We start from the raw sequence: 12775 nt of genomic DNA on the forward strand, positions 1-12775 counted from the left end.
ATTCGCATATCGACGATAGCAAGCAGGGTCCTAGGTGTGTTCACGGTAATATCAACCGGGGGCTGTATTGAATGTCGAAAAGGCGTTAGGTCGCAAAGCAAACCTCGAGTATGCTCTCACCATCATCGGCCTATCGCCCGGGCGCCGATGGCTGAGAGAGGTACGTGTGCTCCCGCCTGTTTTTTTAGTGATGGAGCGCACATGAAAGGTACCTTCGGAGGCTTCGATAGCGCGCAAGTCGATATTCTTCAGATGACGTTCGATATCGCTTGCCGAGAGCTCGGTATTACACCCTCGGACGAAGAGGGGCGGGCTCGGGTTGCGAAAGCCGTCATTACCTTGGCAAAGGCTGGCCAGCTCGATCCGGATCGACTGAAAGTTCACGCGGTCTCTCGGTTCAGAGAGTACGACGGCGAACGGCTGCAGTAGTCGAAGCGATCAAAAGCGCAGATGACCGCTTGGATCAGAACGCCGGGTTTTTCGGCTTCTGGACGGTTGCCACGAGAAGCAGACAGATCGCCGAGCCGACTGCCGCGGCAAGGAAGCCGTCAATATAAGAATAAACAGCGGCCTGCTGAGCGACGGCCGAGCCAAGCAGTTTTGTCGCTCGTCCGGCTGTGACGGCGTGATCGGCGGAGTGCGCGCCCAGAGCGTTCTGGTACGTCGTTAGCCGGTCGACTGTCATGACGGACGAAGCGTCGACATGAAGTCCGATTAGGTTCGAATGAACCTGTTCTCTGACGCGCACGAACGTTTGCATGAAAGACGTGCCGATTTCACCGCCGAACAATCGGCTCATCTGCAAGAGGCTGCCGATTGTCAGCGCGTCTGCGGGCGAGATCGATTTGATGACGAGAACGATCAGGCTCGTCAACGCGAACGACTGTCCAAGCGCCTGCAGAATTTGCGACGGCAGGAAATCATTGGTCGCCCACTCGCTCGTCAGGTTGGTTCCCATCAGACACGCGATGCCAATCATCAAGTTGCCAAGCGCGAGCACGTAGCGGCCATCGACGCGGTTCAGGACGTAGCCGAGCGGCAGGACGATCGCGAACTGCGGTAACGCGATCCAAAGGAGCACCGACCCAACCTGCAATTCGCGGAAGTTCTGCACCGTCTGCAGGTAGCTCGGGATGATGTAGGCGGTCGACAGAATGATGAACCGGAAGCCGGCGAGCAGGAGCAGCAGCGGGATCAGGTTTTCGTGGGCGATGACCCTGATATTGACGAACGGGCTGGGCGATATCAGTTCGCGGGCGATGAACAGCATCGTCAGCAGGCCGCCGCCGACGAGCAGTCCGACGATCAGGCCACTGTTCAGCCAGTCGAGGCGATTGCCCTGGTCCAGCGCGGCATAGAGAAGGCCGAAGCCAGCGCCGGCATAGAAAATCCCAGGCCAGTCGAGATCGCGCAGTCGGCGGCTTAGGCCGCCTTCGACCGGCATGCCGTACCAGATGCATAAATACATGATGGGCAGTGCGATGCAGTACTGCCAGTCGATCCAATGCCAAGACAGATTGTCGGTGTACCAACCTTCAAGCGAGGCGGCGACGTTCTGCGACAACTCCGAATTCATGGCGTAGATCGAGATGCCGTATATGACGAGGCCTTTCGGAATGTTCCGAAGAATGTAGCTGACCGTCAGTGGAATGAACGTTCCCGAACCGATGCCGCCGAGAAACTGCATGATGAGAAAGGCGGTGAGGTTCGGCGATAGCGGTCCGAGCAGGCTCGTCATGAAGAAGACGATGATGCCCATCAGCAGGATGCGGCGAACACCGAAGATGGCGCCGAGGTAGGGCGAGGCGACGCCGATCAACATTTGTCCGACGCCGAAGCTGGTGGTGATCCAGGCCCCTTCATCGAAGCCGACGTGCAAGCCGCCGCGCAGATCAGCGAGGCCAAACGTCGTCGTGCGGCTGCCAAGCGTGCTCATCGTTGCGCCAAGCAGGACGCCGACCAGCCCGATATAGGGACGCGACGAAATCTTGTGTGTCTGCTGCGCGGTTTGCTCCGCGCCGCTCGCGGCTACGGGGGATGGGACGGGAGCTGCCGCGGCATCGGCGCTCATTTGCCGGAGCCCGACGGAATGTTCGGTGTGCCGGCCGTTGGGCTTGCTGCGGACTCCGGTGGTGCGGCGCCGGTATCAATCGTGGCTTCGACTGACATTCCAGGGCGCACCAGCGTGCCAAGAGCCGGATGATGGTCAAGCACGATCTTGACCGGAACGCGCTGCACGACCTTGGTGAAGTTGCCGGTTGCGTTATCGGGCGGAAGGAGCGCGAATGTGCTGCCCGTACCGGGCGACCAGCTGTCAACGTGACCCGTCAATTTCAAATCGGGAAAGGCGTCGACGTGCACGGTCGCAGGCTGACCGAGACGGATATTGGTCATCTGCGTTTCTTTGTAGTTCGCGATGACCCAGATTTCCGGAAGTGTGACGACTGCAATGACTTGGGTGCCGATGTTGACGAACTGGCCAGGTCGCACAAGACGCTGGCCGACCAAACCGTTCACGGGCGACACGATGCGGGTATAGCCGACGTTGTTCTGGGCGAGGGCGGCCTGAGCCTTGGCGGCGCGGACTTGCGCTTCGAGCTGGACCTGCTCGACGTCGAGGCTTGCGAGAATGGCCTTTTGCTGGGTGAGCTGCGCCTTGTTGAGTTCAAGCTGAGCAGCCGTCCGCTTGGCATTGTCGTCGGCCTGTTCGACGCCTTGCGGCGTGCCGGCGACGCCGGATTTCAGCAGGTTGCGCTGACGTTCGGATTCCAGATTGTAGCGATCGAGGTCGGCGTTGGTGGCGTCGATCGTCGCTTCGGCCTGGCGGACCAACGCACGCTGCACATCTTTCTGGTTGGCGAGATTGGCGAGGTTTGCCTGGGCGGCGCTGACGTTGGCCTGTGCCTGCACTAGGGCGGCATTGTAGTCGGCGGGATCAATCTCGACGATGAGCTGGCCTTTTTTCACCAACTGGAAATCGTTGACGGCGACCGATTTGATATAGCCGGACACCTTCGCCGCAAGCGGCGTGACGTCGCCTGAAATGAATGCGTCATCGGTCGTTTCGAAGCGCGCGGCTCCGGTCCAGCGATCCCAATGCCCGGCGACGTACCACGCGATGTAAATCGCAATGGCAACCGCCAGCACGCGCAAGGTCGTAAAGACCCAGGCGGGTGTCGCGCGGCGTGGGGTCGTTGCAGGGTCGGGCTGTTGCGTGCCGGCTGGGCTGTCGGTCATGACTCTCCTCGAAGCAGTGCCGGCAGAACATCATGGCCGTAGAGAAAGAGTATTCGCAACGGCACTATACATGGCTCGTTGCCCCATCTGGACGCCGAAGGGAAGTCCTAAAATTGCCGAAACGCACGATGCAGATGGCAGAGGTATCAGCGACTATCGTGGTTTTGCTCAGGCTCGACAGCCGTCGAGGAATAGACGCGCGCAGAACTTCGCGCGGGCCTCGATTTCGTCAGGTTCAGGCACGTGGCCGACGCCGAGCATAGCCGAACGCTGAAGGTCCATCGTCATCATGCCGCGGATTGCGGAGGCAGATCTGAAGGGATCGTCAATTTTCAGTAAACCGCGTTGACGCTGGCGTTCTAGCCATCCGGCGATGGCGTTTGTGGTTTGGGTCACGGCGATCTCGTGAAAGGCAGCCGCGAGTTCGGGAAAGCGGTCGCTTTCGCCGATAACGAGGCGAAGAAGGCCTATGGTCTCCCTGCTCAGCGTCAGCGTGCCGAATGAAATGAGAATACGTTCGAGCGCTTCCGTCAGGTCCAATTTGTCGAGGCTGACAGGATCGACGGCCAGCATGAAGTTGCCGATCCGCTCGGAAATCACCTTCTCGAATAGATCAGCTTTGCACGGGACCAGACGGTACATCGTCTTGGTCGATATGCCAGCTCTCTGCGCGACGTTACCCATTGTGGTCGCCGCGAAGCCGTTGGCTTGAAATTCAGCGGTGGCGGCTTCGACCAGAAGATGAAGCGTCTCCGAGTCCGGCCGGACCTGGGGCCGCCCGCGGCACCGTTTCTGAACCGCACTATTTTGTCCCATGATCATTTTCCAAATTCACTTGACACAGAGATAATGGTCCCTATTTTGGAAAACAGCAAGTTTCTAAAAAAATTCTTCGGGCGCTAAGTCCGACATTTTTACAGGAGCCGGCCATGAGTCTTCATCCGAATGCTCTGACGCCAGATAGGTCAATTTCTGAAGACGAAACAGTACCTTACGTGGATCGTCCAATAACGCTCCAGCGCCTTCCGGCACCGGCCGAGACCGCGCCGCATGGTCGCGCTACCGGCGAGCCAGATGTCGCTCCCTCGCAGTCTCTGGGGGCGGATACGGCCGCTGAGCCGGTTCCCCGCAAAGGGCTGAAACGCGTGCTCATTGCTGGTGCGAGCCTCCTCGCCTTAGCCGCAGCCGGTTATCTTGGCTGGGAGTATTGGAACGTCTGGCGTTTCGAAGTCTCGACCGACGACGCCTATGTCCAGGCGGATAATACAACCATAGCTCCGCGCGTCTCAGGCTACCTCACGCAGGTTCTTGTCAACGACAACGAGCGCGTGAAGGTTGGTCAGGTTCTGGCGCGCATCGATGATCGTGATTTCAAAGTCGCACTGGAGCAGGCGAAGGCCGACGTTCAGGCGGCGAAGGCTGCTGTTGCCAACAAGGTTGCCGCGCTCGATGCCCAGCAGTCGGTCATCAACGCCGCCAAGGCAACGATCGACGTCGACAAAGCCAACGAGACGTTCGCGGAACAAGACAGCGAGCGTTACAGCCATCTTGCATCGACAGGCTATGGTAGCGTCCAGAATGCGCAGCAGGCGGAGGCTCGGATTACGGCTGCCCGTGCTTCTATCGCCCGCGATACGGCGACGCTGACGAATGCGCAGAAGCAAATCGACATTCTGAAGGCGGAAGTTGCGCAAGCGAAAGCTACACTCTCGCATGATGAGGCCGTGCAAGATCAGGCCGAACTCAATCTTTCATACACGACGGTCGTTTCTCCGATAGACGGCGTCGTTGGCAATCGCACATTGCGTGTCGGTCAGTACGTGCAGGCGGGTACGCAGCTGATGGCGGTCGTGCCGTTGAACGCTGCGTACATCGTCGCGAACTACAAAGAGACGCAGCTCGAAGATGTGCGTCCCGGGCAGCCGGTGAATGTTGAAGTCGACATGTTCCCTGGCGTCGAGATCCCGGCGCACGTTGATAGTCTCGCGCCAGCAAGTGGCCAGCAGTTTGCGTTGCTGCCGCCGGACAATGCGACGGGCAACTTCACGAAGATCGTGCAGCGTATCCCGGTAAAGATTGTGCTCGATCCGGATAGCCCGCTGGCGGGTGAGCTGCGTCCGGGGATGTCGGTCTATCCGACCATTGAAACGAAGAAGAAGACAGATGGGATGGCTGCGTCCGTTGCAGCCAAGTGAGCCCAGCGGCTGCGCGTGATGACGCGCGGCTGCACTGTGGAGTAAACGTCATGGCAAGCATCGCTGAGACGACAGGGCCGGGCGCGACTCTGCCCCGTCAGACGACTTCGATTTCAGAAGACAAAGCCAGTCTGACGACGTGGATCGCCGTTATCGCGGGCATGATCGGCGCGTTTATGTCGATCTTGAACATCCAGATCACGAATGCGTCGTTGCTCGACATCGAAGGCGGCATCGGAACTGGCGCCGATAACGGGGCGTGGATTTCGACGTCGTATCTCATTGGCGAGATCGTCGTCATTCCGCTGACCGGCTATCTCAGTCGCGTTTTTTCGTTCCGTACATATATCGTCGCGAGCACGTTCTTCTTTGCCGTGTTCTCGATGGCATGCGCGTTCGCTCATAATCTCGGTGAGATGATTGCGATGCGTGGCCTTCAGGGCTTCGCGGGCGGCGTACTGATCCCTATGGCTTTCACGATGGTGGTGACCCGACTGCCGAAGCCGCAGCAACCGATCGGGCTTGCGTTGTTTGCGATTGCGGTGACGTTTGCGCCGGCCATCGGCCCGACCATCGGCGGCTATCTGACCGAGAACTACGGCTGGCAGAAGATTTTCTTCATCAACACCATTCCGAGCGCAATCATGATCGTTGCGCTGCTGGCGACGCTCGAAAAGGAAAAGATGCAGCTTGGGCTGCTCAAGGAAGGCGATTGGGCGGGCATCGTGACGATGGCGATCGGACTTTCGTCGCTGCAGACTATGCTGGAGGAAGGCAACAAGGACGATTGGTTCGGGTCGCAGTTCATCGTCAATCTCGCGGTCACAGCCGTCGTGTTTCTGACGGCGTTCGTCTGGATCGAGCTGGTGGTGAAGAAGCCGCTCGTCGATCTGAAGCTGCTGAAAAACCGGAACTTCGCGATAGGAACGGTCGCGAACATGCTCGTCGGCTTTGCGCTGTTCGGCACGGTTTATGTGCTGCCGCAATATCTCGGTCAGGTGCAGGGATATAACTCGGAGCAGATCGGCAACGTTCTGGCCTGGACGGGCCTGCCGCAGCTTCTGATCATCCCATTCGTTCCTCGCCTGATGAAGAGTTTCGACATTCGCTATATCACAATCGTCGGCATCGCCTTGTTTGCTGCGAGCTGCTTCATGAATATCGAGATGTCGCTCAACTATTCCGGTGATCAGTTGTTCGTCCCGAATATCGTGCGTGCGGTCGGGCAAGCCTTGATCCTCACGCCGCTGACGGCCATCGCGACGGCACAGATCGGGCCGAAGGATGCAGCAAACGCGTCAGGGCTGTTCAATATGCTGCGCAACCTCGCCGGCGCGGTCGGGACCGCGTCGCTGGAGACGATCATCACGAAGCGCGAGCAGTTTCACTCGAACATCATCGGGCAGTCTGTAAACATCAATCGGGAGAACGTGCGCCAGCGCATCGATGAGATGACCAATTATTTCATGGCGCATGGCGTGTCCGACGTCGCGATAGCGAAGCACCAGGCGATCGTCGCGTTGGGCAATGTCGTCAAGCGGCAATCGCTGATCATGGGATTCAGCGACACGTTCGCGGTCATCGGCGTGATGCTGTCGATCGCGGCGATTGCATTGCTCTTTGCGCGCAAAGCCAAACCCGCCGCAGGTGCGGCGGCACACTGATCAATCCGTCGCCGACAATGGGCGCGCGACCTCTTCAAGAGGTTTGCGTTCCGCGGCGACGGCTTTGAATGCTGCGACACCGGCTGCAGTCATCATCAGGGCGGCGCCGATGAGGTAGCCAATGAGCACGCTATCGCGCGATCCGGTGTCGATTAGATGGCCAAGGAAATAAGGCCCGACAATGCCGCCTACGCCCGTTCCGACAGCATAGAAAATGGCAATCGCAAGTGCGCGAACTTCGAGCGGGAAAGACTCGCTGACTGTCAGATACGCGGAGCTTGCGGCAGCGGAGCCGAAAAAGAACACGACGACCCAGCAGGCTGTCAGTTGCCACGTCGAAACGAGGTCGGCCGCAAAGAGCCAACCCGTACCGGCAAGCAGAATGCCCGAAAGACTATAGGTCAGCACGAGCATCGGCCGGCGGCCCCAGGTATCAAACAGGCGGCCGATCAACAAAGGTCCGAGGAAATTTCCAGCGGCGAACGGCAAGATATAGAGGCCGATCTCATCGGTCGGGACGCCGTAGAATGACGACAGCACCAGAGCATAGGTAAAGAAGATCGCGTTGTAGAAATAGGCTTGGGCAGCCATCAGGGCAAAGCCGACGATGGCGCGATCGCGATTGGTCTTGAAGATCGCCGTTGTGATTTCAGCCAGCGGCGTGTGGGTGCGGGCTTTGAATTGCGTTGTCGAGAGGCCGGTGCGATCCCAGGCGTGACCCTCGCGCGCAAAATCCGCTTCGATGCCGTTGACGATTTTTTCGGCTTCGGTGGCGCGGCCATGCGTGATGAGCCAGCGCGGACTTTCCGGTATCCAGAAGCGCATCGCGAAGATGACAATGCTCATGCCGCCGCCAATGGCGAATGCGAGGCGCCAGCCGAGATCGGTTGGAATCAGGGACGTGTCGAGAAGCACAATCGAACCGAACGCGCCGATTGCGGCGCCGAGCCAGAAGCTGCCATTGATCGCGAGGTCGGTCCAGCCGCGGAGGCGGGCGGGAATCAATTCCTGGATCGTTGAGTTGACGGCGGTATATTCGCCGCCGATGCCCGCGCCGGTGAAAAAACGGAAAGCTGCGAAGCTCGCCAAATTCCATGAAAATGCTGTTGCGAACGTCGCCAGCATGTATGTCGCAAGAGTGATGAAGAACAATTTCTTGCGGCCCAGCCGGTCCGTCAGCCAGCCGAAAAAAATTGCGCCTAAAACGGCGCCTGCGAGATAAGCGCTGCTGGCGAGGCCGATATCGGTATTGGAGAATTTGAGCGCGGGACTTTCTTTAAGTGCTCCGGCGATAGCGCCGACAATCGTCACCTCAAGGCCGTCAAGGATCCATGTGATGCCGAGCGCCGCGATGACGAGGATATGAAAGCGTCCGAACGGCAGGCGATCGAGGCGTTGCGGGATGCTCGTCTCGATAATGTCGCCCGTTTGCGTTTCCGCGTCCGAGGCCGTCTTCTGCATCACATCCCCCGTTAAGCTCACTGCGTCTGCAATGAGAACGCAGGAGCTAGGGGTACGTTTCAGCCCAAAACGTAAATGTCAGACAAAAGCTTCGGTTTGTGCGTGCGGCTCATACAATTCTTCGAGCTTGGAAATCTCTTCGTCCGAGAGCTTCAGAGATACGGCTTTTATTGCGTCATCAAGCTGGTAGGGCTTGGTCGCACCGATGACGGGCGAGGTCACGACCGGTTTATGCAGCATCCACGCAAGCGCTACTTGAGCTGGCGGAACGCCGCGGGCTTTTGCAACTTCGACCACACGATCGACGACTGGCTTGTCGAGTTTTTTTGATTTCTCGTAGAGCCGCTGTGCAAAGGGATCGTTCTGTGCGCGCGTCGTTTCCGGCTCGTCCTGCCAGGGACGCGCAAGACGTCCGCGCGCGAGCGGCGACCATGGGGTCACGGCGACGCCCTCTGACTGGCAGAGCCGAAGCATCTCCCGTTCGTCTTCGCGATAGAGAAGATTATAGTAGTTCTGCATCGAAACGAACGGCTCCCACCCGTGTGCGCGTTGCAAGCCGAGCGCCTTCATGAATTGCCAAGTAAACATCGACGACGCGCCGAGATAGAGCGCTTTGCCGGAGCGCACGACTTCATCGAGGGCTTCAAGCGTTTCCTCAAGTGGCGTGCCGTAGTCGTAGCGATGGATGATATAGAGATCGACATAGTCTGTGCCCAGCCGCGTCAGGCTGTCGTCGATTTCGGCGAAGATCGCCTTACGCGAGAGACCGCGGCCGTTCGGGCCTTCGCGCATCGGCGAGCACACTTTCGTCGCGATGACGACTTCATCACGCCTAGCAAAATCGCGGATGGCGCGGCCCAACACGCGTTCGCTTTCGCCGTGCGTATAAACATTGGCGGTGTCGAAGAAATTGATTCCGTTTTCGAGGGCAGTTTTGATGTAGGGTCGGCTCTCCTCTTCGGAGAGCGTCCACGCCCATTTCATGACGCCATCGTTGGATTGGCCATAGCTCATGCAGCCAAGGCAGATGCGCGACACATCGAGACCGGTATGGCCAAGTTTGACGTAATCCATCGGGATTCCTCCGTCGGTAGAAGCCGTCTTTTTGGGGACGGCTGACGTGCAGCCGTCTATCGGTTTGAAGCTCTATTTCAAAGTGCCAATATTGAGCGTCTGCTCTAACCGTCGCGCAACGAAGCGTGAGATCGAGGGGCCGACCGCGATGACGATCACGAGGCGCAGCGTTTGCAACGCCATGATGAATGACATGTCGACTTTCGATGAGGCGGCGATCACGGCAATCGAGTTCAAGCCGCCGGGGCTCGTTGCGAGATAGGCCGTCAGCGGGTCGACGCCGAGGAGTTCGGTCAGGATCGCGGCAAGGCCCCCGCAAAAAATGATAAGAACCAGAACGGCCAAAACAATGTGAGGCAGCTTTTTCAACGCGTGCATAAGAATGTCGCGAGAAAACGTTTGGCCGATCATCCAGCCGATAAAGGCGTAGGACATTGCGAGCAACCAATAGGGCAACTCGATTTTCACGATACCCGAAGACTGCAAAACGGCGCCGAATACCATTGGGATCAACATGACACCCGCCGGAAATCGTAAAAGATGACCAGCCACTCCGCCGATGGTCGCGATCGCAATCGTTTCGGCGAATGCGGTCCAATCGATAGGCGGAAACCACGTGGTCGTATCGGCTGTAGGCGTGACCTGGATCCAGATATGAGCGACGATCGCGGCCGCCCCGACAACCATGACGACACGCAAATACTGCATGAACGCCACCAGGCGCACATCGTCGCCATAAGCGCCGGCCATAAGGATTGCGGCTGTCGCAGCTCCGGGAGAAAACCCCCACACAGCAGTTGTGCCCGGCATGATCTGGTATTTGCCCAACACCCAACCGATCAGGCTGGTGGCCGAAATCACTGTCAGAACCACCGAAAGCAGCAGGGGCCATTCGGTTACAAACCTCGCGACGATTTGCGGTGATACGGCGCTCGCCAGCGTGCAACCGACTATGGCTTGAGCCACCAGCCTGACGAAGGGCGGTAACCGGATCGAGCCGCCGTTGGTTTCGACGACGATCGCTGCGATCATTGGGCCGAGAAGAATCGCGGCCGGAAGTCCAGTCAGACCGATCAGCGCCGTCACCACAAACGATAGGGCGACGAGGATCAACCACTGAATCGGCTTCGCAAGGTTGGCCAGGAGTGCGTCTGGGGTTAGGGTCGGATTGGGCGACACCGTTATCGGCCACCTAATTCGATATCGTCTGCTTCGGTGACGCGACTGATCCGAGGGAAAATCATTTCGACGGCAAAGTTGTGCATTTCCGCTGAGAAGCTTGCGGTAATATCCTCGGCGAGAACGATGGCATAGTTGCGTTCCCAGGCTTGGCGCGCAGTGGATTCAACGCCGATGTTCGTTGCGATGCCGCCGAGGACGATCGTGTTGATGCCGCGGCGACGGAGCTGCACGTCGAGATCCGTGCCGTAGAACGCGCCCCAGTTGTGTTTGGTAACACGAATATCAGTCGGCATTGCTAAGCCATCGACGAGTTCTGAGAAGTCATCGGGAAATCCGCCCGGAGGGATCGCTATGGGGCTGTCGACAGGGACGCGGACAGCGTCGGCGAAATCTTTGGCGAAGGCGACATTGACGAGGACGACGGGGGCGCCTGCGGAACGAAAGCGCGTTGCCAATTCCGACGCACGCTTGACGACATCCGCTCCCGTGTGTGGCGCGACGTTGCGCGCTACAATTCCGTTCTGGAGATCGATGAGGATGAGGGCCGTCGTTTGGGGGTCAAGCTGAAGCATCGGCATCTGCCTTTCGCTCTTGGCCATTGGTGTCCGTTGGCCTGATTACGGTTTCGTGATATTTGAGGCATCGCTCAAATTATTCTGGATAGTTGAGGATGGCCTCAAGTAAGTCAACAGGGACGCAAGAGCGCACCGCCTTGAGCCCGCAGCGTCGGCCAGGGCAGGAGCGGGTGGCGGCGCTGCTTGAGGCGGCGGCAGTTGTCATCGCGGAAAAAGGCTATGACGCCACGACGATGGCGGAGGTCGCGGCGCGGGCGGGCGCGCAGATCGGATCGCTTTATCGGTTTTTTCCCAACAAGGACGTTCTTGCGAGCGCGCTGATCGAACGGTTTCATGACAGGGCCGGTTCGCTCTTCGATGCGATCGATCAACGGGCCGGCGAGCTTTCCGTTGCCGAGTTGACCGACGCGTTGCTCGACCTGCTTGGAGATCTGCGATCGGAGACGCAAACCATCGTCGCGCTTCTGGAGGGCAGAGCAGAATTGTCAGCCCGCCGGCTTGAGTTTCGCCGTGAGCTTCGCAAGCGCATTGCGCGGACGCTCATCCATCGCTGTCCGAAGCTTCGCAAGGGTCAGGCCGAGGACGCGGCAGCAGTTCTGTTACAGAACATGAAGTCCATAGGTGCGCTGACGAAGGAGATTGGCAACGGCGTTCGGCCGAGCGCGCTTGTTGAGCTTCGTGTCATGACCCGGCACTATCTCGAGAAGATATTTGCGGACGCCGGTTGCCGGGAATAGCAAGCTTGCCGCCCGCTTCGAGCCAGAGGGCTAAGGCCGTCGCGGCGATGACGCCGAGGATGGCGCCGGTGCTGTCGGCCAACAAAGTGCCGGCCGCCCAAGATATGGCGATCAGCAACAGAGAGGGAAAGATAACGCTCGCCTTGGCTTTGGAAAGCGATGCGATGATGACCAAAGCGCCGAGGATGGCGCCGATGGCACCGAAATAATAATCGCAAATAGCGCCAATAAAAACGATGAAGACCAGTGTCACGCCTGTCGTCCCTTGGGAACGCGAATCGGTGAGCACACGTCGGTAATCTACATCAGAGGCGTTCAAATTTCCTGATCAGTATTTAGACAAAATGCGGGGCGATCTGCCTAATGTGAATGCAGATCGTCAGTTGACGCCGGATTCCGCGAGCAGACGATAGCGGGTCCAGCGCAGATGCCTGATCCGGGTCATTTCAGGTAGCTCGATGACCTTACCGCGGCATGTGCGGGTATACGCGACGAGCTCATGCTCCGCTGCGTTCAAGCGAGCTGTGGCTTCGCGCTGGAAGAGCGAGACAAGCTTTGCATCCATAGGCAAGACCCTCCCTTCTTCGCAGGCTACGTGATTTGGATTGCCTCAGAAAGGGCGACCAAATTGGTCTCCACAGCGGCTGGTT

The 12775-nt window shown here is 58.6% G+C and carries 13 protein-coding genes; 4 read left to right on the forward strand and 9 right to left on the reverse strand.

Annotated elements, in window-relative coordinates:
* The first annotated feature begins 201 nt into the window (after nucleotides 1-201).
* Nucleotides 202-429, forward strand: a complete 228-nt coding sequence (locus ACLB1Z_RS03140; RefSeq protein ID WP_409561995.1) for a hypothetical protein — start codon at nucleotides 202-204, stop codon at nucleotides 427-429.
* Nucleotides 430-463: 34 nt separating this feature from the next.
* Here ACLB1Z_RS03140 and ACLB1Z_RS03145 read toward each other — a convergent pair whose 3' ends face one another.
* The 3 genes from ACLB1Z_RS03145 to ACLB1Z_RS03155 all read right to left on the reverse strand — a co-directional run bounded on the left by ACLB1Z_RS03145 (nucleotide 464) and on the right by ACLB1Z_RS03155 (nucleotide 4053).
* Nucleotides 464-2071, reverse strand: a complete 1608-nt coding sequence (locus ACLB1Z_RS03145; protein WP_409561996.1) for an MFS transporter — start codon at nucleotides 2069-2071, stop codon at nucleotides 464-466.
* The gene (locus tag ACLB1Z_RS03150) at nucleotides 2068-3237 is read right to left on the reverse strand and encodes an HlyD family secretion protein (RefSeq protein ID WP_409561997.1); all 1170 of its coding nucleotides are present in this window, start codon (nucleotides 3235-3237) and stop codon (nucleotides 2068-2070) included. Before ACLB1Z_RS03150 ends, ACLB1Z_RS03145 begins: the two co-directional genes overlap by 4 nt.
* A 168-nt stretch (nucleotides 3238-3405) precedes the next feature.
* Complete coding sequence (locus ACLB1Z_RS03155; RefSeq protein WP_409561998.1) at nucleotides 3406-4053, reverse strand: TetR/AcrR family transcriptional regulator; 648 nt, start codon at nucleotides 4051-4053, stop codon at nucleotides 3406-3408.
* A 113-nt stretch (nucleotides 4054-4166) separates the two neighbouring features.
* Here ACLB1Z_RS03155 and ACLB1Z_RS03160 point away from each other — a divergent pair, with 113 nt between their 5' ends.
* Together ACLB1Z_RS03160 and ACLB1Z_RS03165 are read left to right on the forward strand one after the other, a co-directional pair.
* Nucleotides 4167-5432: an HlyD family secretion protein gene (locus ACLB1Z_RS03160; RefSeq protein ID WP_409561999.1), complete on the forward strand. Its 1266-nt coding sequence runs from the start codon at nucleotides 4167-4169 to the stop codon at nucleotides 5430-5432.
* Nucleotides 5433-5482: 50 nt separating this feature from the next.
* Nucleotides 5483-7096 (forward strand): DHA2 family efflux MFS transporter permease subunit, encoded by a 1614-nt coding sequence (locus ACLB1Z_RS03165; RefSeq protein WP_409562000.1) that lies wholly within the window; start codon nucleotides 5483-5485, stop codon nucleotides 7094-7096.
* Here ACLB1Z_RS03165 and ACLB1Z_RS03170 read toward each other — a convergent pair whose 3' ends face one another.
* From ACLB1Z_RS03170 to ACLB1Z_RS03185, 4 genes are all read right to left on the reverse strand, one after another.
* Complete coding sequence (locus ACLB1Z_RS03170; protein ID WP_409562001.1) at nucleotides 7097-8557, reverse strand: MFS transporter; 1461 nt, start codon at nucleotides 8555-8557, stop codon at nucleotides 7097-7099.
* Nucleotides 8558-8635: 78 nt separating this feature from the next.
* Nucleotides 8636-9631, reverse strand: coding sequence for an aldo/keto reductase (locus ACLB1Z_RS03175; RefSeq protein ID WP_409562002.1), 996 nt, complete (start codon nucleotides 9629-9631; stop codon nucleotides 8636-8638).
* Between the two features lie 72 nt (nucleotides 9632-9703).
* Nucleotides 9704-10810, reverse strand: coding sequence for an AbrB family transcriptional regulator (locus ACLB1Z_RS03180; RefSeq protein WP_409562003.1), 1107 nt, complete (start codon nucleotides 10808-10810; stop codon nucleotides 9704-9706).
* A 2-nt stretch (nucleotides 10811-10812) separates the two neighbouring features.
* Nucleotides 10813-11385, reverse strand: coding sequence for a hydrolase (locus ACLB1Z_RS03185; protein ID WP_409562004.1), 573 nt, complete (start codon nucleotides 11383-11385; stop codon nucleotides 10813-10815).
* Between the two features lie 98 nt (nucleotides 11386-11483).
* Between ACLB1Z_RS03185 and ACLB1Z_RS03190 the strand changes: the two genes are divergently transcribed.
* Entirely contained in the window at nucleotides 11484-12125 is a 642-nt protein-coding gene (locus tag ACLB1Z_RS03190; RefSeq protein ID WP_409562005.1) for a TetR/AcrR family transcriptional regulator, read from the forward strand.
* Here ACLB1Z_RS03190 and ACLB1Z_RS03195 read toward each other — a convergent pair.
* Complete coding sequence (locus tag ACLB1Z_RS03195; protein WP_409562006.1) at nucleotides 12070-12378, reverse strand: hypothetical protein; 309 nt, start codon at nucleotides 12376-12378, stop codon at nucleotides 12070-12072. The genes ACLB1Z_RS03190 and ACLB1Z_RS03195 overlap by 56 nt on opposite strands.
* Before the next feature lie 126 nt (nucleotides 12379-12504).
* Nucleotides 12505-12690, reverse strand: coding sequence for a hypothetical protein (locus tag ACLB1Z_RS03200; RefSeq protein WP_409562007.1), 186 nt, complete (start codon nucleotides 12688-12690; stop codon nucleotides 12505-12507).
* Nucleotides 12691-12775 lie beyond the last annotated feature (85 nt).

The sequence above is a fragment of the Hyphomicrobium sp. MC8b genome (genome assembly GCF_905067615.1).
GTDB lineage: Bacteria > Pseudomonadota > Alphaproteobacteria > Rhizobiales > Hyphomicrobiaceae > Hyphomicrobium_B.